Below are 18,268 nucleotides of genomic sequence, written 5' to 3'. Positions count from 1 at the left end.
CCCGGAACCAAATTCCGGCATGCCGAAATCAATCCCGTTCAAGGGCCGTGCAGTAATGGATCCCGCCGATATGGCGTGAAGCGCTGCTCCGCCGTCCTCACGGACGCCGCGGCAGCTCGGAGAACTCTACACGAGACTTGGGGGTGCTCCGACCACCCCTCCTGCCTAGTGGCCCCTGCGCTTCCGTCGGACCGACGGGTTGCCCGTGCGGGTCGTGCGGCGGCGCTCGTGGCGGGCGAGTTCGTCCTCGTACTCCTTGCGGTGCAGCTGCTCGCCGGGGGCTTCCCGCAGGGTGCGCAGGAAGTAGGCGAGCAGTACGCCGACGAAGCCGATCAACAGCAGGCTCTGCATCGACCGCTCCGCTCCCGGGTCGGCCGGTGCGGGGCGTCGGCGGACGAAGCCCTCCCAGGTGCGGCGGAAGGCCAGGGCGGTGCACACCGCCACCGCCACCACGACCATCGCGTTGACCAGATTGCCGACCTTGGCGATGGCCAGCCCCTGGTAGGCGAAGCGCAGCACAAGCGCACCGGCCACTGCGGCGGCCAGTGCGCCCACGGCGACACCGACGCGGCGCAGTGCATAGCCATCGTCGTGGTCGACCCAGGTCGTGCCGAAGAACCGAATGGGCTCCGGCCGTGGGCCCGGGGTCTCGCGCTGATCGCTCATGTGCCGATTATGACCAGCGGCCGCCGGACACCCGGACGCCCGCTGAGCACGGTTATGCGCAGGGGATCGTCACAAAGCCGCTGCTGCCCGTCTTCACATAGGAGTCGGAAACGTACTGACCGGGAGCGATGTTGTCCCAGATGTCGGTGGTGCCGCAGGGGCCGGAGACCGTTTCGCCGCGCATCTGGCAGCGGATGGGCACCCGGGTGTTCTGGGAGAGGACCCTGACGATCTGGTGGCCGGTGCTGGGGCCGCTGCGTACGTTGACCTGGTAGCCGGGGGCGAGCGGGTAGTAGACGGTGTCGGCGGCCGCTTGGAGGGACTCGTTGGGCTCAAGAGACTCGAGAGCCTCCGGAGTCCCAGCCTGCTCGTCGGACTCGGTGCTCGCTTCGTTGGTCATACGACCCTCCCCTGTTGTGGATGTTGCTGCGTGAATGTCGCTGTACGAATTTTACTGATTGCCCGTCAAGTGACGGATGTTGAAGGTGAAGTGACATGCGCAGGCTAGCAAGGCCCGGCACGTCCTCCCGGGCATCCCGCCGCCCATCGATTAGGCTCCGCACGCGGCCGGATGCGGCCGAGACGACAACGGGGGTGGGGAATGCCGCCGCTGCGCAATACCGGGACGGGCCCGGAAGCGGAGGATCCGGAGTACGCGGGTCGGTACCTCCTGGAAGGCCGTCTCGGCTCCGGTGGCATGGGAGTGGTGCACCTGGCCCGTTCTCCCTCGGGGCTTCGGCTGGCGGTCAAAGTAGTGCACGCCGAGTATGCGGCGGACCCCGAGTTCAGGGCGCGGTTCCGGCAGGAGGTGACGGCCGCCCGGCGGGTGAGCGGTGCCTTCACCGCACCGGTGGTGGACGCCGATCCGGACTGCGACCGGCCCTGGATGGCCACCCTCTGCATCTCCGGCCCCACGCTGGCCGAGCGCATCAAGCGGAACGGTCCGCTGGCCCCGGATGAGGTGCGGCGGCTGGCGGCCGGTCTGGCGGAGGCGCTGCGGGACATCCATCGGGCGGGGGTCGTGCACCGCGATCTCAAGCCGAGCAATGTGCTGCTCGCCGAGGACGGTCCCAAGGTCATCGACTTCGGGATCTCCCGGCCTTATGACAGCGAGTTGCGGACCGAGACCGGGAAGCTGGTCGGCACCCCGCCCTTCATGGCGCCCGAGCAGTTCCAGCGGCCGCGCCAGGTCGGTCCGGCGGCGGATGTGTTCGCGCTGGCGTCGTTGCTGGTCCATGCGTCGACGGGGCGGGGGCCGTTCGAGTCGGAGAGCCCGTACATCGTGGCGTATCAGGTGGTCCACGACGAGCCGGATCTGACGGGTGTGCCCGAGGATCTGATGCCGCTGATCCGCTCCTGTCTGGCGAAGGAACCCGCCGACCGTCCGACCCCCGACGCGATCATGGCGGGACTGCCCCGGCTGGCGCATGTACCCCTGGCCCGGAGCGAGCCGACGCCCGAGCCGCCCCGGGTGGACACCCCGGTCACCCATGCGCGCGAGGTGGCCGGGCGGGCCGGACCCGGCACCGGCCGCCGCAAGCGGGTCCTCTGGCTGGTCACTGCGGGGGTGACCGCAGTGGCGATGGGTGCGGGTGCGAAGTGGGTGATGAGCGAGTCGAGCGGGCAGGCCGGAGCGTTGGAGTCGCGGCCCACCGGCGCCGCGGTCGCCTGGCAGCCCTGGCGGGCGCCCCTGCTGGAGCACCCCGGTGGTCCGGCCGTCGCCCACCCCGGCTTCTGCACCTATGCGAAGTCGGCGCTCTACTGCTCCGCGTCCGGTCTGCACGCGGCCCGCATCGACCCATTGAGCGGCAAGGTGACCTGGCGGCGGACGGCCGGGGGCGGCGGCGCCGGTGCTGACCCACCGCCCGCGCCCGTGGTCAGCGGCGGCCTGGTCCTGGCGCTGTCGCCGAACGGCCGGCAGCTTTCGGCCTTCGATCCGGCAACGGGCGAACAGCGTTGGAGCCGTGATGTGTCGGCGCACATCGGGCGGATATACCACGCGAGCGACACGGTGCTGCTGGTCGCCTCGGACGGTACGGTCACCGCGCTCGACAGCCATACGAACAAGGAGCGTTGGCACCACACACTGCCCGGTCACCACAGCCCCGTGTTCACCTCCTATCGCGGCGGTCCCGTCTATGCCACCAGCCTGGCCCCCGACGGTCGCAGCACCCATGTCATCGCCGTCGATCCGGTACGCGGTACCACACTGTGGCAGTGGACGGCGAGCGGCAATCTGACCACTGCCGGGGCCGACGAGGACGGTGTCCTCCTGCTCACCGCGACCGACGCCGACCAGCGGGTGTCCACCGTGGTGCGCTATGACCCGGCCGCCGGGCGGGAGACCCGGGTGCCGCTGGACCGGCCGGTGAACGCCACCAGCACCGTGGCGCGCGACGATGTGGTCTATGTGCTGTCGGCGGACGGCGGGCTGACGGCGGTGGACACCGGCGGGCATGGGCGTCAACTGTGGCGGCTGGAAACGTCCGTGGCGAATGCCTCGCCGCTGGTGGCCGACGAGGGGCGGCTGTACTTCTCGGCTGCGGACGGTCGGCTGCTGGCCGTGGACTCGGCCCGGGGCACCCTGCTCGGGCAGACCTCGCCTCGTCCGGCCGAGGCCGGACGAGGCTTTCCGGGGGTGCTGCCGGCGCCGGTGGCGGCGGACGGGAAGGTCTTCGGGTCGGCGCCGGACGGCACGGTGTTCGCGGTGGACGCCGCCGAACCGGACGAGTGGCGGTAGGCCGCCCGTTACAGCAGTTTGCCGATGTCCCGCACCGCGCCCTTGTCCGCGCTGGTGGCCATCGCGGCATAGGCCCGCAGCGCCTGGGACACCTTGCGTTGGCGGTTCTTCGGGGCGTACATGCCGTTCAACGCCGCGCGGCGGGCGGCCAGTTCGTCGTCCCCGACGAGGAGTTCGACGGAGCGGGCCGGGATGTCGATGCGGATCCGGTCGCCGTCCTCGACGAGCGCGATGGTGCCGCCGGAGGCCGCCTCGGGCGAGGCGTGGCCAATGCTCAGGCCCGAAGTGCCGCCGGAGAAGCGGCCGTCGGTGATCAGGGCACACTTGGCGCCGAGGCCGCGGCCCTTCAGGAACGAGGTGGGGTAGAGCATCTCCTGCATGCCGGGCCCGCCCTTGGGTCCCTCATAGCGGACGACGACCACATCGCCCTCCTTGACCCGCTTGGCGAGGATCGCCTCCACGGCCTCCTCCTGGGACTCGACGACCACCGCCGGGCCCTCGAAGGTCCAGATCGACTCGTCCACCCCCGCCGTCTTCACCACACAGCCGTCGACCGCCAGGTTGCCGTGGAGGACGGCCAGGCCGCCGTCGGCGGAGTAGGCGTGCGCGGTGTCGCGGATGCAGCCGCCGGCGACGTCCAGGTCGAGCGACTCCCAGCGCTCGGACTGCGAGAAGGCGGTCGCCGAACGGACGCAGCCGGGGGCGGCGTGGAACAGCTCCACGGCCTCGGGAGCGGGCGAACCACCACGCACATCCCGCCCACCCGTCGCCCGACCACCACCCCTCAAGGACGCGGCTCCGCCGCGAATGTCCCATTTATTGAGCCACTCCGCCAGCGAGTCGGCGTGCACGCTGTGCACCTCCTCATGGAGGTGCCCGGCCCGGTACAGCTCGCCGAGGATGGCGGGGATGCCGCCGGCCCGGTGCACGTCCTCCATGTGGTACGAGCCGTTCGGTGCGACCTTGCACACACAGGGGACGCGGCGCGAGACGGCGTCGATGTGCGACAGGTCGAAGTCCAGCCCTGCCTCCTGGGCCGCCGCCAGCAGATGGAGGACGGTGTTGGTGGATCCGCCCATGGCGACATCGAGGGCCATGGCGTTTTCGAACGCGAGGCGGGAGGCGATGGCGCGGGGGAGGACGGTCTCGTCGTCCTGCTCGTAGTGACGCCTGGTGATCTCGACGACGGTGCGGCCGGCGGCCTCGTAGAGGTCCTTGCGGGCGGTGTGGGTGGCCAGCGTGGAGCCGTTGCCGGGCAGGGCCAGACCGAGCGCCTCGACCAGGCAGTTCATGGAGTTGGCCGTGAACATGCCGGAGCAGGAGCCACAGGTGGGACAGGCGGCTTCCTCGATCCGGGCGAGATCCTCGTCGGAGGTCGTCTCGGAGACGGCCTCGGACATGGCGCTGATCAGGTCGAGGTTGGTCCGGACCGTGCCGTCGACCAGGGTGGTCTTGCCGGCCTCCATGGGGCCGCCGGAGACGAAGACGGTGGGGATGTTCAGGCGGAGGGCCGCCATCAGCATGCCGGGGGTGATCTTGTCGCAGTTGGAGATGCAGATCAGCGCGTCGGCACAGTGCGCCTCGGTCATGTACTCGACCGAGTCGGCGATCAGGTCGCGGGAGGGGAGGGAGTAGAGCATGCCGCCATGGCCCATGGCGATGCCGTCGTCCACCGCGATGGTGTTGAACTCGCGCGGGATGCCGCCGGCCTCCTTGATGGCCTGGGAGACGATGCGGCCGACGGGCTGGAGGTGGGTGTGACCAGGGACGAACTCGGTGAAGCTGTTCGCCACCGCAATGATCGGTTTGCCGAAGTCCTCGCGGGCTACGCCCGCGGCACGGAGGAGGGCGCGGGCGCCTGCCATGTTGCGGCCGTGGGTGACTGTGCGGGATCTCAGCATCGGCATGCGTTTCAGGCTAACGCGCCGGTCCGGGGGGCGGACAGGGGTTTCCGGGATTTGAGACGGCTGCTGGCCGTCGGCGGCTATCCGGCCGTCAGGTGACGCTGGACCGCCGGGGCCGTCATGGCAATGACCTGCTCGAAGTCGGCCGAGGCCAGGGGTTCGACCTTGATCACGTGGCGCAGCAGGGCGACGCCCACCAGGTGCGCCGCCGCCAGTTCGGAGCGCAGCCGGGCGTCCGGGATGTCCAGGCCGCCCGCGAGGCGGAGCATCAGCTCGGCGCTGACCAGGTCGCGGAAGACCGCGGCCGCGGTCTCGTTGGCGACGGCCGAGCGGACGACCGCCAGCAGCGGGCCGCGGGTGTCCGGGTTCTCCCACCCGCCGAGGATGAAGCGCGTCAGCCGCTCCCCCATCTCCTCCCGGCCGGCCGCCAGGACGGCCTCGGGGAAGCCCCGCATGGGGGTGAGGGCGGCCTCGATGGCGGCCGCGAACAGCCGCTCCTTGGGCCCGAAGTAGTGGTGCACCAGGGCCGGGTCGACGCCCGCGCCCCGGGCGATGCCGCGGATGGAGGCCTTGTCGTAGCCGTGCTCGGCGAACTCGGTACGGGCGGCGGCGGCGATCCGCTCGCGGGCGCCGGGGCCCGCGTCGGTGCGGGGTGGCCGGCCGCGCCGTCTGGGGGGCTGCCCGGCGGTCATGGCCGGACCACGCCCGTCGGCGAGGCGAGGTGCAGCCGGGTGAAGGCCAGTGCCTCGGCCAGGTCGGCCTCCCGCTCGGCGGCCGACATGGCCCGGCGGGTGTTGACCTCGACCACGATATGGCCGTCGAAGCCGCTGGTCGCCAGGCGTTCCAGCAGTTCGGCGCAGGGCTGCTTGCCGCGGCCGGGCACCAGGTGCTCGTCCTTGGCGGAGCCGTTGCCGTCGGCGAGGTGGACATGGGCGAGCCGGTCGCCCATGCGGTCGATCATGTGCAGGGCCTCGGTGCGGGCCGTCGCCGTGTGCGAGAGGTCGATGGTGAAGTGGCGGTAGTCGTCCTTGGTGACGTCCCAGTCGGGTGCATAGGCGAGCAGCTCGCGGTCGCGGTAGCGCCAGGGGTACATGTTCTCGACCGCGAAGCGCACATCCGTCTCGTCGGCCATCCGCCAGATCCCGCGGACGAAGTCCCGGGCGTAGGACCGCTGCCAGCGAAAGGGCGGGTGGACGACCACGGTGCTCGCGCCGAGCCGCTCGGCGGCCGCGCGGGCCCGCCGGAGCTTGACCCAGGGGTCGGTCGACCAGACCCGCTGGGTGATCAGCAGACAGGGTGCGTGGACGGCCAGGATCGGTACCCGGTGGTGGTCGGACAGCCTGCGCAGGGCGTCGATGTCCTGGCTGACCGGGTCGGTCCACACCATGACCTCGACACCGTCGTAGCCCAGGCGTGCGGCGATCTCGAAGGCCGTCGCCGTCGATTCCGGGTAGACCGAGGCCGTGGACAGCGCGACCTTCGCGTCCGGGATGCGCACCACTGGCTCTGTCACGAGGGACAGCGTACGACCGGGTCTCCCACGGCGGGCAGGTGGTCCAGGCGACGCAGGATGACGCCCTCGCGCAGCGCCCAGGGGCAGAGCTCGACCTCGGTCACCCCGAAGAGGTCCATCGCGGCCTCCGCCACCAGGGCGCCTGCCAGCAGTTGCGGCGCCCGTCCCTCGGACACTCCGGGCAGCGCGGCGCGCTGTTCCGGGGTCATCGCGGCGAGCCTGGGCACCCACTGTTCCAGCGCTTCGCGGGTCAGGGTGCGCTGGGCGTAGAGGCCCTGGGTGGTGGGGGCGGCTCCGGCAATGCGGGCCAGCTGTTTGAAGGTCTTGGAGGTGGCGACGGCGTGGTCGGGGGCGCCGAGCCGGGCGAAGTGGCCCACGGTACGGGCGATCTCGGCGCGTACATGGCGGCGCAGTGCCCGCACATCGGCGGGGTCCGGTACCTCGGCGGGCAGCCGGTTGGCGGTCAGGCGGCCGGCGCCGAGCGGCAGGGAGGCCACCGCGTCGGGATCCTCGTCCAGCCCGTAGGCGATTTCCAGCGAGCCGCCGCCGATGTCCAGGACCAGGAGCTTTCCGGCGGACCAGCCGAACCAGCGGCGGACGGCGAGGAAGGTGAGCCGGGCCTCCTCCTCCCCGCTGAGCACGGTGAGGGTGACATTGGTCTCCTCGCGGACGCGGGAGAGCACGGCGTCGGCGTTGGCGGCCTCGCGGACGGCGGAGGTGGCGAACGGGAGCACATCCTCGACGCCCTTGTCCTCGGCGGCCTGGAGCGCCTCTCTGATGACCGCGACCAGCCGGTCGACGCCGTGGTCGCCGATGGCGCCGGAGTCGTCGAGCAGTTCGGCGAGGCGCAGTTCGGTCTTGTGGGAGTGGGCGGGCAGGGGGCGGGCTCCGGGATGTGCGTCCACCACCAGCAGATGGACGGTATTCGAACCCACGTCGAGGACACCGAGTCTCATGGGGGCACGCTACTGGGGCGCACGGGACACTTAGGCTTGAGGTGTGGCAAAGACGAAGAAGGCGAAACCCGGCAAGGCTCCAGGCGTCGCGAAGGTGCAGAAGAGCGAGTCCTCCGATGAGGTGGGGCTGGACTTTCCGCGGGCTTGGGTCGAGTTTCCCGATCCTGCCGACGACGAGCAGGTCTTCCGCTGCGACCTGACCTGGCTGACCTCGCGCTGGAGCTGTGTCTTCGGCAGCGGCTGCCAGGGCATCAGGGCGGGGCGGGCCGATGACGGCTGCTGCACGCTGGGCGCGCACTTCTCCGACGAGGACGACGAGAAGCGGGTCGCGGGCCATGTGGCCCGGCTGACGCCGGACATCTGGCAGTTCCACCAGGAGGGCACGGCCTCGGGGTGGACGCAGCTGGACGACGACGGTGAGCGGCAGACGCGGCGCCGGGAGGGTTCGTGCATCTTCCAGAACCGGCCGGGCTTCGCGGGCGGTGCCGGGTGCTCGCTGCACATCCTGGCGCTCAAGGAGGGCCGGGAGCCGTTGGAGACCAAGCCGGATGTGTGCTGGCAGCTGCCGGTGCGGCGGACGTACGAGTGGCTGGACCGGCCGGACGACACCCAGGTGCTGCAGGTCAGCATCGGTGAGTACGACCGTCGTGGCTGGGGTCCCGGCGGTCATGACCTGCACTGGTGGTGCACCTCGGCGAGGTCGGCGCATGGCGCGGGTGACCCGGTGTATGTGACCTACCGGGCCGAGCTGCTGGAGCTGATGGGCAAGGAGGGGTACGCGCGCCTGGTCGAGCTGTGCGAACAGCGGATGGCCTCGCTGCTGCCGCTCGCCCCGCACCCGGCCGACCCGCGCTGACGCGGTATCAGCGGTATCAGGGGTGCTTTTGACGTTCGGCCCCCGCCCTCACCTGGCCTTCGCCGGGGTGGGGGTGGGGGCCGTCGTGGTGGCGGGCGGCGGGGTGCGCGGCGGGATGGGTTCCGGTGCCTTGCCGTGGCCCTCCACCGGCACCACGGAGCCGCCGGGGCCGACGGTGACCCGGGCGGTCCAGGCGCCGACCGGTTCCCGCCCGGGGATGACGGAGACCGTGATGGTGACCGTCTCGCCGGGGCGCAGCACCCCGCCCGAGCGGCTCGGCCGCAGCCAGGGTGCGTCGGGGGTGGCCGACCAGTGCACCTCCTCTCCGCCGCTGGCGGTGAGCGTGATCAGGGTGTCGGGTCCGCTGGGCTGTGCCTCGACGGTCAGCCGTCCGGGGCCGGGCCAGGGGCCCGGGGGGCCGGGGTTGAGGAGGTCGTTGCCGGGTGCGGGCGGCCGGCCGGCGTCGGGCTCGGTCAGGCGGCTGATGTCGGGGCCGGTGCCGCCGGTGAGGCCCGATGCGCCGGAGACGCCGGAGAGGCGGCGGCCCATTGCGGGCTGGGAGCCGGGTGCGGCGGCGGCCCGGCCGGTGGGTTCCTCGAAGGGTGCGCGGGCGGTGCCCCGTCTGGTGTTTCCGGTGGTGTCGCCGGTGGAGACGGACGCGGTCTCCTCTCCTTCGCCGAGCGGGGTGCCCCGGTAGGCGGCCCACAGGGCCAGGACGGGTGCGGCGACGACGGTGGCGACGACGGTGGTGGTCACGGCTCGGCTGCGCAGCCGGCCTCGGCCGGCTGCGCGGTCCTTGGGGGGCAGCGGGAAGCCGCTGCGGTCGTAGCGCGGGGCCTGGCGGGCGGTGGTGCGGCGGCGGGGGGCGCGGGGGGTGAGGGCGCCCAGCATGGCGGCGTGCGCCGCGGCCTCGGGGGCCGCGATGACGGGGAGCACGGCGGTGGAGGCGGAGGTGCCCGGCCAGGATTCGCCGGCGGTGGTGCGTTCGGCGGTGCGGCGGCAGTCGGCGCAGTCGTCGACGTGCCGGACGAGTTCGCGGCGGAGCGTGGCGCCGAGCAGGATCGCGCTGTCGGCGTGCTCCGGGGTGTCGCCGACGAAGCGGGCGACGACCGGGCAGCGGCCCGATTCGACGACGGCCAGGGCGGTGCGGGTGCGCTCGACCTCGCAGGCGGCGCTGGACAGCAGGGCGCGCGCGGTGTCGGGTTCCAGGCGCATGACGGCGGCGACCTCGTGCGGGGCGAGGCCGTGGCGTACCGCGAGTTCGAGGGCTTCGCGCTGTTCGGCGCTGGTGCCGGCGGCCTCCGGCCAGGCGAGGCGGGCGAGTTCGGCGTGCTGCCGGGGGTCCGTGAATTCGGCGGGGGCGGCGGGTGTGGCGGCGGGCTCGGCCAGTCGGCGCAGGCACTCCCAGCGGGCCAGGGCGTACAGCCAGGGGCGGAGCAGTTCCTCGGCCGGGGTCCGGTCGGCGCGGCGCTCGGCGAGGGCGAGGACCTCGCCGAGGGCGGCGGTGGCCGCGTCGTGGTCGCACAGGACGGACAGGCAGTAGGTGAACAGGCCGTCCAGGTGCGGCTGGTACCGCAGGGGCGGCTGTTGGGCGAGGGTCTCGTGGGCCGTGACGACCGGGTTCTGGGCGGCGCGCGGTGCACGGCGGTGCGCGCCGGTGGCCTGCGTGGGCTGCTCGGGCCTGCTCGTCATCATCCCGGCGACGGTAGGGCGACGGTGCTGCCTCGTTAGCGATGCTCACCCAGGTTTAACCCATTCGGGTGAGCTTCTCCCTCAAAAGGGGATAGGAACCGTACATTCCGTGCTGAGCGCCTGGGGTGGCGCACGCTGGCGTGACGCGGCGGCGGAGTACGCCCCACGCACGCTGCCCTGCGCGGTCCCTGCCCCCCGGGCCCGCTGTCGGTGCCCACCGCTACGGTGGCTCGCATGGCTGCCCGTACCTCCCGCTCGTCCGCCAAGGACCGGCCCTCCTACCGCTGCACCGAGTGTGGCTGGACCACCGCCAAGTGGCTCGGCCGCTGCCCGGAGTGCCAGGCGTGGGGCACGGTCGAGGAGTCCGGTGCGCCCGCCCTGCGCACCACCGCGCCCGGCCGGGTGACGTCCGCCGCGCTGCCCATCGCGCAGGTGGACGGCCGCCAGGCCGCGGCGCGCGGCACCGGCGTCAGCGAGCTGGACCGGGTGCTGGGTGGCGGGCTGGTGCCCGGCGCGGTGGTGCTGCTCGCGGGCGAGCCGGGCGTCGGCAAATCCACCCTGCTGCTGGATGTGGCCGCCAAGGCGGCCTCCGAACAGCACCGCACGCTCTATGTCACGGGCGAGGAGTCGGCAAGTCAGGTGCGGCTGCGCGCCGACCGCATCGGCGCCCTCTCCGACCACCTCTACCTGGCCGCCGAGACGGACCTCTCCGCCGTCCTCGGCCACTTGGACTCGGTGAAGCCGTCGCTGCTGGTCCTCGACTCGGTGCAGACGGTCGCCTCCCCCGAGATCGACGGGGCGCCCGGCGGGATGGCCCAGGTGCGCGAGGTCGCCAGCGCCCTGATCCGCGTCTCCAAGGAGCGCGGGATGTCAACCCTGCTCGTCGGCCATGTCACCAAGGACGGCGCGATCGCGGGCCCCCGGCTGCTGGAGCACCTGGTCGATGTCGTCCTGCACTTCGAGGGCGACCGGCACGCCCGGCTGCGCCTGGTCCGCGGCGTGAAGAACCGCTACGGGGCGACGGACGAGGTCGGCTGTTTTGAACTGCACGACGAGGGCATCACCGGTCTGGCCGATCCCAGCGGGCTCTTTCTGACCCGGCGGGACGAGCCGGTGCCCGGCACCTGCCTGACGGTCACTCTGGAGGGCCGCCGTCCGCTGGTGGCCGAGGTGCAGGCGCTGACGGTCGACTCGCAGATCCCCTCCCCCCGCCGCACCACCTCCGGCCTGGAGACCTCACGGGTGTCGATGATGCTGGCCGTCCTCGAACAGCGCGGCCGCATCAGCGCGCTCGGCAAGCGCGACATCTACAGCGCCACCGTCGGCGGGGTGAAGCTCTCCGAGCCGGCCGCCGATCTGGCCGTGGCCCTGGCCCTGGCCAGCGCGGCCAGCGACACCCCGCTGCCGAAGAACCTGGTGGCCATCGGCGAGGTGGGCCTGGCGGGCGAGGTCCGGCGGGTCACCGGTGTGCAGCGCAGGCTTTCCGAGGCGCACCGGCTGGGCTTCACCCATGCGCTGGTGCCGGGCGATCCGGGCAAGGTGCCCCATGGCATGCGGGTGCTGGAGGTCGCCGACATAGGCGAGGCCCTGCGGGTGCTGCCCAGGAAGGTGCGCCGGGAGGAGCGGCCGACGGCCGCCGCACGGGCTCGGCCGGAGGACGCCCCTCTTTAACCGGCCCGACGCCAGTAGACTTTCCCCTGGTCCGGCCCGCACGCACGCGACCGGCTTGAGCGCGCAGAGCGGCCCGCGGCCACCGTTGACCATGCGACCGGAGGAGTGCAGTGGCAGCCAACGACCGGGCATCGGGCCCCGGAAGGGCCGGGGGCGGCTCCGGTTCCGACGGTCTGATGCGCGCCTCGCTGAGCGCCGTCGCGCCCGGCACGGCCTTGCGCGACGGCCTTGAGCGCGTCCTTCGCGGCAACACCGGCGGACTCATCGTCCTCGGCATGGACAAGACCGTCGATTCGATGTGCACCGGCGGTTTCGTCCTCGACGTCGAGTTCACCGCGACCCGGCTGCGCGAGCTGTGCAAGCTCGACGGGGCGCTGATCATCGACAAGGACATCTCCAAGATCGTGCGGGCGGGCGTCCAGCTCTATCCCGACGCCTCCATCCCCACCGAGGAGACCGGCACCCGGCACCGCACCGCACAGCGGGTCTCCATCCAGTCCGGTTTCCCGGTCGTCTCGGTGAGCCAGTCGATGCGGCTGATCGCGCTGTATGTGGGCGGGGAGCGCCGGGTGCTGGAGGAGTCCGGGGCGATCCTCTCCCGCGCCAACCAGGCGCTGGCCACCCTGGAGCGCTACAAGCTCCGCCTCGACGAGGTGGCCGGCACGCTCTCCGCCCTGGAGATCGAGGATCTGGTGACCGTCCGCGATGTGACGGCGGTCTCCCAGCGCCTGGAGCTGGTCCGCCGCATCGCCGCGGAGATCGTGGAGTATGTGGTCGAGCTGGGCACCGACGGCCGTCTCCTCTCCCTCCAGTTGGACGAGTTGATCGCCGGTGTGGAGCCGGAGCGCGAGCTGGTCGTCCGGGACTACGTCCCCGAGCCGACCGCCAAGCGCACGCGCACGGTCTCCGAGGCCCTGTCCGAACTGGATTCGCTCTCCCATGCGGAGCTGCTCGAACTGCCCATCGTGGCACGGGCGCTGGGCTACAGCGGCTCCCCGGAGACCCTGGACTCGGCGGTCTCCCCGCGCGGCTACCGGCTGTTGGCCAAGGTCCCGCGGCTGCCCGGGGCCATCATCGAGCGGCTGGTGGACCACTTCGGCGGGCTGCAGAAGCTGCTGGCCGCCAGCGTCGACGATCTGCAGACCGTCGATGGCGTCGGGGAGGCCCGGGCCCGGTCGGTGCGCGAGGGGCTGTCGCGGCTCGCCGAGTCCTCGATCCTCGAGAGGTATGTCTAGGAGGGTGCTTCCGGGGGCAGGGCTCCGCCTCGGCCCGTTCCCGGTCCGGCTCAGTCCTTGTTGAGCACGAACTCCACCCGGTCCGCGACCCCCGCGAGCCGCACCTCGACCCGGTAGGTGCCCGGCTCCACCGCCGGGTTGGCGGACGGCGTCCCGCACTGCGGAGCGCTCCGCTTGCGGTCCCACTCCAGGGTGCGCTTGGTCTCGCCCGAGCCCGGCACCTCCACCAGCACGGCGCCTGTGCCGCGCGGGCAGTCGTCGGACGCCCATACGGGCCGCTCACCCGACCGGTCCGTGATCTTGAGTACGGCGGCCGGGGATCCCAGGTTCACCTTGCAGGAATTGCCACCGGAGTTCTTCACCACGATCTCGAACTTCGGCTTCTCGCCGGGTCCATAGGAATCCTTCACGCTGCGCACCGTCAGATGCACCGCTCCCGGGGCGCAGTCGGGCACCGTCGACCGGGCAGGTACGACCTTGCCGTTGCCCACGCCCAGCACTCCGGCCGCCGCGCTCCCGCCGGAATCACCGGAGCCACCGCCCGTACCGCCGGCGGAGCCGGAGCCTCCGCCGTTCCGGTCGCCACCACCGCCGCCACCGCCGGAGCCGCTGCCCGAATCGTCACGCCCGCCCGGCCGTTGGCTGCTGTGCGGCCCCGAGGGCGTCGGGCCGGGGGTGATGGTGGTGTCCGCCGGCCCCTTGCCTTTGGCGCCGTCGTCCTTGGAGTTCTTGGAGTCGCCACCACCACCGAGGGTGAGCAGCCACACCACCAGCACCACGAGAAGGCCGACCAGGGCAAGCACAACTCCCCTCCGCCGCCAGTAGATGGAGGAGGGAAGGGGCCCGATCGGATTGCGCAGAGATCCCACGCGAAGACTCTACGAGAGAACCGGCCGGGCTCCACCCCGTACCCGCCGTAGGAGTGCCTACTTTTCTCATCATCTGCCCGGAGCCTCGCCCGTCACACCCGTCCCGATCGCAGTCGAGACCCTTCACCGCCAGGCGATGCTTTTCGGCCAAAAACCCTCTCTCTCCAACACCGGGGGCCCCATGGGGCGTCCCGCACCGGCCGTCGCCATATCACCGGTGGGAGGCTCCCGTTGACGGACCATGACCCCTCACCGGGACGGGCCGCGCCGCCACTCCGTCCGGTGGCCGAAACCCCGGCCGTTGTCGACCAGACGCAGCCAGTCGGGCCGCAACTCCCACAGTTCGGCGCGCTCCATCGCCCGCCGGAGCCGGTCGGACCGTTCCACATACGGAAAGCGCGCACCATAGGCCCCCCAGGCCGCCGCGCGCCGCGCTCCCTCCAGCGGGCGGCAGACCCCCCGGCCCTGAAGGCCCGTCAGGGCGGTCCACTCCTGGCCGTCGCGCTGTGCGGTGAAGGCCACCCGCGGATCACCGAGGAGGGCGCGGCCGTGCCGGGTGGTGACCGAGGTGACGAAGACCAGGACGGGTCCCTCGGCGACGGCATAGAGCACGGCACAGGCCTGGGGGCCGTCCTCGTCGGCATAGGCCAGGGTCAGGGTGGTGTGCGCGTCGAGGGCCGCCCGGATCTCGGGCCCGGGCCGGGTGTCGTCCATGAGTCCATTTTCGGCGGCCGGTCCGGCCGCCGGTCAACCGCGGTCAACTCCGGTGGCAGATGAACTTGCGGGCTCCCCCGGTCCCGAGCTCCATGACCGAGCTCGCACACCCCTCCGGGCAGACCGGCGCCGCGGCCGCCGCATTGCGGTGACGCTCCGGCGGGTGGCGGCAGGTGGAGCAGTACCACCCCGGCACCAGTCCCGGTAAGGGCGTCATGTCCCACCACAGCGGATTCGCACACACCCGGCAGCGAACCAGGGGCGGAGCTTCACGGCCGGTTTCCATGCGCGGCATGATCTCCGAACCGGACTCCGGCAAGCGCCCGTTGACGATTCCCTCACCCGAACGTGGCAGCCGGACCCGCACCCCCGAAAACCCGGCCCCGAGGCCCGGCGCGTTTCTTCTCCGGCGCACCGGCATGCCAGGATCGGACGGGCCATGACTATGACGCCCACGGTGCCCCAGCCGCCCGCCGCCCTGCACTCCCCCGTCATCGACTGGTTCGACGAGCACGCCCGCGATCTGCCCTGGCGCCGCCCGGCGGCCGGGCCCTGGGGTGTGCTGGTCAGCGAGTTCATGCTCCAGCAGACCCCGGTCGGCCGGGTCCTGCCGGTCTATGAGCAGTGGCTCGCGCGCTGGCCGCGCCCCGCGGACCTGGCCGCCGAGCCACCGGGCGAGGCCGTGCGCGCCTGGGGGCGGCTCGGCTACCCGCGCCGCGCGCTGCGGCTGCACGCCGCCGCCTCGGCGATCAACGAGCGGCACGGCGGCGACGTACCGCGCGAGCACGCCAAGCTGCTCGCCCTGCCGGGCATCGGGGAGTACACGGCCGCGGCCGTGGCCTCCTTCGCGTACGGGCAGCGGCACCCGGTCCTCGACACCAATGTCCGCCGGGTCTTCGCCCGCGCCGTGACCGGCGTCCAGTACCCGCCGAACGCCGCCAGCGCCGCCGAACGCCGCCTCGCCCGCGCCCTGCTGCCGGAGGGCGAGGCAGTCGCCGCCCGCTGGGCCGCGGCCACCATGGAGCTGGGCGCGCTGGTGTGCACGGCCCGTACGCCCGACTGCGTCCGCTGCCCGATCGCCGCCCACTGCGCCTGGCGGGCCGCCGGATCCCCGGCCCATGACGGACCGCCCCGCCGCGGCCAGACCTATGCGGGCACCGACCGGCAGGTGCGCGGCAAACTGCTGGCCGTGCTGCGGGAGGCCATCCGCCCGGTGCCCCGGGCCGCCCTGGACGCCGTCTGGGACGAGCCCATACAGCGGGCCCGGGCCCTGGACGGGCTGGTCGCCGACGGCCTGGTCGAGCCGCTGGCCGACGGAAACTACCGGCTGCCGCTCACCTGACCCACGGCCCAAACGGCCGCCGAAACGGACAGAGCCGCTCTTTCCCCCCTGCTGTTACACAACCTATGGACAGCTGTGCACCAGCCGCAGGGCTGCTGCACATCGCGCTGCAACAGCTCCTCCGTAGCGTCCTCTCCGTGCTGGAGGACTCCAGCGTGGCACGGGGAATAGCAAGCGGAATGGAGGGCTGCAAGGATGGCCAGCAGCGGCAAGGTTCTGGACTTTGAAGAGTACGTACGCAACCGCCAGGACGCCCTCCTGCGCAGTGCCCGCCGGCTGGTCCCCGACCCCATCGACGCCCAGGACCTGCTCCAGACCGCTCTGGTCCGCACCTATGGCCGCTGGGAAGGCATAGCGGACAAGTCCCTGGCCGACGCCTACCTCCGCCGTGTCATGATCAACACTCGTACGGAGTGGTGGCGCGCCCGCAAGCTCGACGAGGTGCCCACCGAGCAGCTCCCCGACGCGAGCGTCGAGGACGGCACGGAGCAGCACGCCGACCGTGCGCTGCTGATGGACGTCCTCGGTGTCCTGGCGCCCAAGCAGCGCAGCGTCGTGGTGCTGCGACACTGGGAGCAGATGAGCACCGAGGAGACCGCGGAGGCGCTCGGCATGTCCACCGGCACGGTCAAGAGCACGCTGCACCGCGCGCTGGCCAGGCTGCGTCAGGAGCTGGAGAGCCGCGATCTGGACTTCCACGCTCTGGAGCGCAACGAGCGGGGGCCGGAACGGTGCGCGGCCTGACCAAGGCGACCAGGCACAAGCCTGCACTGATCACCGGCGGCGCGGTCGCGGCGATGGCCGCGGCCGTCGGTCTTGCGGTCGCCGGATGCAGCACCGGCAGCGAGGGCGTCCGCAAGGAGGGTCCCGCGCAGACCCGGTCCGGCGGCTCCGGCGCCAAGGCCGGCAAACAGCCCCCCACTTCGGCCCCGCCCACCCATGAGAAGGTCGACGCGGTCAAGCTGGTCAAGTCGGATCCCAGGGTCAACGACCAGATCAAGAAGAACCTCAAGCCCTGTGTGAAGGACCAGTACCCGGTCGACGTCATATACGGCCGGATGACCGGCGGCTCCCGCGACGATATCGTGGTGAACATCCTGACCTGCGGTGATGGCATGGGCCTCGGTTCCTATGTGTACCGTGCCAAGGGTGACGGATATGTGAACGTGTTCACCTCCGAGCAGTCTCCGGTGTACGCGGACATAGACCGCCGCGATCTGCAGGTCATCACGCAGGTCTACGGAGCCGGTGACCCGGTCGCCGACCCGTCGGGCGAGGACGTCGTCGTGTACCACTGGACGGACGACCAGTTCCGCGAGACCGGACGTACCCACACCGACTACAGCAAGGCCGGGAACACCGCCAAGAGCGTGCTCCAGGGATCGGAGGGCTGAAAGAGCGTGGCCGATACGCATGTGCTCTTCGTCGAGGACGATGACGTCATCCGCGAGGCGACCCAGCTCGCCCTGGAGCGCGATGGCTTTGTGGTCACCGCCGTGCCCGACGGGCTGCTGGGGCTGGAGCGATTCCGCGCCCAGCGGCCCGACATCGCACTGCTGGATGTGATGGTCCCCGGGCTGGACGGCGTCAGCCTGTGCCGCCGGATCCGCGACGAGTCCACCGTGCCGGTGATCATGCTGTCGGCCCGCGCCGATTCCATCGACGTCGTGCTCGGCCTGGAGGCCGGCGCCGACGACTATGTGACCAAGCCCTTCGACGGCGCCGTACTGGTCGCCCGCATCCGGGCCGTGCTGCGCCGCTTCGGACACGCCGGCGGACCGGGCGCCGGTGCCGAGTCCGAGGAGCCGATCGAGGGCGGGCTGCTGCGCTTCGGCGACCTGGAGGTCGACACCGAGGGCATGGAGGTCCGCAAGGACGGCGCACCGGTCGCCCTGACCCCGACCGAGATGCGGCTGCTGCTGGAGTTCTCCGCCGTGCCCGGCACGGTGCTGTCCCGGGACCGGCTGCTGGAGCGGGTCTGGGACTACGGCTGGGGCGGTGACACCCGGGTGGTGGACGTCCATGTGCAGCGCCTGCGCGGCAAGATCGGCCAGGACCGGATCGAGACGGTCCGCGGCTTCGGCTACAAGCTCAGAGGCTGAGCCCTCGT

The 18,268-nt window shown here is 72.0% G+C and carries 17 protein-coding genes; 8 read left to right on the top strand and 9 right to left on the bottom strand.

Going from position 1 to position 18,268, the window contains the following annotated elements; translation table 11 throughout:
• Positions 1-165: 165 nt before the first annotated feature.
• The gene (locus tag ABCR83_RS18810) at positions 166-666 is read right to left on the bottom strand and encodes a hypothetical protein (RefSeq protein WP_462696202.1); all 501 of its coding nucleotides are present in this window, start codon (positions 664-666) and stop codon (positions 166-168) included.
• Positions 667-718: 52 nt separating this feature from the next.
• Positions 719-1,066: an SH3 domain-containing protein gene (locus ABCR83_RS18805; protein ID WP_462696201.1), complete on the bottom strand. Its 348-nt coding sequence runs from the start codon at positions 1,064-1,066 to the stop codon at positions 719-721.
• Positions 1,067-1,267: 201 nt separating this feature from the next.
• Between ABCR83_RS18805 and ABCR83_RS18800 the strand changes: the two genes are divergently transcribed.
• Entirely contained in the window at positions 1,268-3,406 is a 2,139-nt protein-coding gene (locus ABCR83_RS18800; protein ID WP_462696200.1) for a protein kinase domain-containing protein, read from the top strand.
• Between the two features lie 8 nt (positions 3,407-3,414).
• On the opposite strand, the gene ilvD is transcribed toward ABCR83_RS18800, so the two are convergent.
• The 4 genes from ilvD to ABCR83_RS18780 all read right to left on the bottom strand — a co-directional run bounded on the left by ilvD (position 3,415) and on the right by ABCR83_RS18780 (position 7,779).
• Positions 3,415-5,313 (bottom strand): dihydroxy-acid dehydratase, encoded by a 1,899-nt coding sequence (ilvD, locus tag ABCR83_RS18795; RefSeq protein WP_462696199.1) that lies wholly within the window; start codon positions 5,311-5,313, stop codon positions 3,415-3,417.
• Positions 5,314-5,390: 77 nt separating this feature from the next.
• Complete coding sequence (locus tag ABCR83_RS18790; RefSeq protein WP_462696198.1) at positions 5,391-6,002, bottom strand: TetR/AcrR family transcriptional regulator; 612 nt, start codon at positions 6,000-6,002, stop codon at positions 5,391-5,393.
• Entirely contained in the window at positions 5,999-6,823 is an 825-nt protein-coding gene (locus ABCR83_RS18785; RefSeq protein WP_462696197.1) for a sugar phosphate isomerase/epimerase family protein, read from the bottom strand. Before ABCR83_RS18785 ends, ABCR83_RS18790 begins: the two co-directional genes overlap by 4 nt.
• The gene (locus tag ABCR83_RS18780; protein WP_462696196.1) at positions 6,820-7,779 is read right to left on the bottom strand and encodes a Ppx/GppA phosphatase family protein; all 960 of its coding nucleotides are present in this window, start codon (positions 7,777-7,779) and stop codon (positions 6,820-6,822) included. The genes ABCR83_RS18785 and ABCR83_RS18780 overlap by 4 nt, the downstream gene beginning before the upstream one ends.
• 43 nt (positions 7,780-7,822) lie before the next feature.
• On the opposite strand from ABCR83_RS18780, the gene ABCR83_RS18775 reads away from it, so the two are divergent.
• Complete coding sequence (locus tag ABCR83_RS18775; RefSeq protein WP_462696195.1) at positions 7,823-8,635, top strand: hypothetical protein; 813 nt, start codon at positions 7,823-7,825, stop codon at positions 8,633-8,635.
• A gap of 48 nt (positions 8,636-8,683) precedes the next feature.
• Here ABCR83_RS18775 and ABCR83_RS18770 read toward each other — a convergent pair whose 3' ends face one another.
• The gene (locus ABCR83_RS18770) at positions 8,684-10,330 is read right to left on the bottom strand and encodes a BACON domain-containing protein (RefSeq protein ID WP_462696194.1); all 1,647 of its coding nucleotides are present in this window, start codon (positions 10,328-10,330) and stop codon (positions 8,684-8,686) included.
• Between the two features lie 231 nt (positions 10,331-10,561).
• Between ABCR83_RS18770 and radA the strand changes: the two genes are divergently transcribed.
• Both radA and disA read left to right on the top strand, forming a co-directional pair.
• Positions 10,562-11,998: a DNA repair protein RadA gene (gene radA / locus ABCR83_RS18765; protein WP_462696193.1), complete on the top strand. Its 1,437-nt coding sequence runs from the start codon at positions 10,562-10,564 to the stop codon at positions 11,996-11,998.
• Between the two features lie 110 nt (positions 11,999-12,108).
• Entirely contained in the window at positions 12,109-13,233 is a 1,125-nt protein-coding gene (gene disA / locus ABCR83_RS18760) for a DNA integrity scanning diadenylate cyclase DisA (RefSeq protein WP_462696192.1), read from the top strand.
• Positions 13,234-13,283: 50 nt separating this feature from the next.
• On the opposite strand, the gene ABCR83_RS18755 is transcribed toward disA, so the two are convergent.
• Complete coding sequence (locus tag ABCR83_RS18755; RefSeq protein WP_462696191.1) at positions 13,284-14,102, bottom strand: hypothetical protein; 819 nt, start codon at positions 14,100-14,102, stop codon at positions 13,284-13,286.
• A 249-nt stretch (positions 14,103-14,351) separates the two neighbouring features.
• Positions 14,352-14,816, bottom strand: coding sequence for a pyridoxamine 5'-phosphate oxidase family protein (locus ABCR83_RS18750; protein ID WP_462696190.1), 465 nt, complete (start codon positions 14,814-14,816; stop codon positions 14,352-14,354).
• A 445-nt stretch (positions 14,817-15,261) separates the two neighbouring features.
• Here ABCR83_RS18750 and ABCR83_RS18745 point away from each other — a divergent pair, with 445 nt between their 5' ends.
• The 4 genes from ABCR83_RS18745 to cseB all read left to right on the top strand — a co-directional run bounded on the left by ABCR83_RS18745 (position 15,262) and on the right by cseB (position 18,260).
• Entirely contained in the window at positions 15,262-16,158 is an 897-nt protein-coding gene (locus tag ABCR83_RS18745) for an HhH-GPD family protein (protein ID WP_462696209.1), read from the top strand.
• A gap of 195 nt (positions 16,159-16,353) precedes the next feature.
• On the top strand, positions 16,354-16,902 hold the full coding sequence (locus ABCR83_RS18740; RefSeq protein ID WP_462696189.1) for a SigE family RNA polymerase sigma factor: 549 nt from the start codon (positions 16,354-16,356) through the stop codon (positions 16,900-16,902).
• On the top strand, positions 16,890-17,552 hold the full coding sequence (locus ABCR83_RS18735) for a hypothetical protein (protein WP_462696188.1): 663 nt from the start codon (positions 16,890-16,892) through the stop codon (positions 17,550-17,552). Before ABCR83_RS18740 ends, ABCR83_RS18735 begins: the two co-directional genes overlap by 13 nt.
• A 6-nt stretch (positions 17,553-17,558) precedes the next feature.
• Entirely contained in the window at positions 17,559-18,260 is a 702-nt protein-coding gene (gene cseB / locus ABCR83_RS18730; protein ID WP_462696187.1) for a two-component system response regulator CseB, read from the top strand.
• Positions 18,261-18,268: the final 8 nt, after the last annotated feature.

The organism is Streptomyces xingningensis (assembly GCF_054957865.1).
The sequence above is the reverse complement of the archived record's forward strand: the minus strand, read 5'-3'. Positions and strand labels throughout refer to the sequence as shown.

Bases quoted from the DNA above. Each gene is read 5' to 3' on its own strand.
- ABCR83_RS18745 (WP_462696209.1), top strand. From the start codon at position 15,262: ATGACGCCCACGGTGCCCCAGCCGCCCGCCGCCCTGCACTCCCCCGTC.
- ABCR83_RS18780 (WP_462696196.1), bottom strand. From the start codon at position 7,779: ATGAGACTCGGTGTCCTCGACGTGGGTTCGAATACCGTCCATCTGCTG.
- ilvD (WP_462696199.1), bottom strand. From the start codon at position 5,313: ATGCCGATGCTGAGATCCCGCACAGTCACCCACGGCCGCAACATGGCA.
- ABCR83_RS18740 (WP_462696189.1), top strand. From the start codon at position 16,354: ATGGCCAGCAGCGGCAAGGTTCTGGACTTTGAAGAGTACGTACGCAAC.
- ABCR83_RS18750 (WP_462696190.1), bottom strand. From the start codon at position 14,816: ATGGACGACACCCGGCCCGGGCCCGAGATCCGGGCGGCCCTCGACGCG.
- ABCR83_RS18805 (WP_462696201.1), bottom strand. From the start codon at position 1,066: ATGACCAACGAAGCGAGCACCGAGTCCGACGAGCAGGCTGGGACTCCG.
- ABCR83_RS18770 (WP_462696194.1), bottom strand. From the start codon at position 10,330: ATGATGACGAGCAGGCCCGAGCAGCCCACGCAGGCCACCGGCGCGCAC.
- ABCR83_RS18800 (WP_462696200.1), top strand. From the start codon at position 1,268: ATGCCGCCGCTGCGCAATACCGGGACGGGCCCGGAAGCGGAGGATCCG.
- ABCR83_RS18810 (WP_462696202.1), bottom strand. From the start codon at position 666: ATGAGCGATCAGCGCGAGACCCCGGGCCCACGGCCGGAGCCCATTCGG.
- ABCR83_RS18790 (WP_462696198.1), bottom strand. From the start codon at position 6,002: ATGACCGCCGGGCAGCCCCCCAGACGGCGCGGCCGGCCACCCCGCACC.
- radA (WP_462696193.1), top strand. From the start codon at position 10,562: ATGGCTGCCCGTACCTCCCGCTCGTCCGCCAAGGACCGGCCCTCCTAC.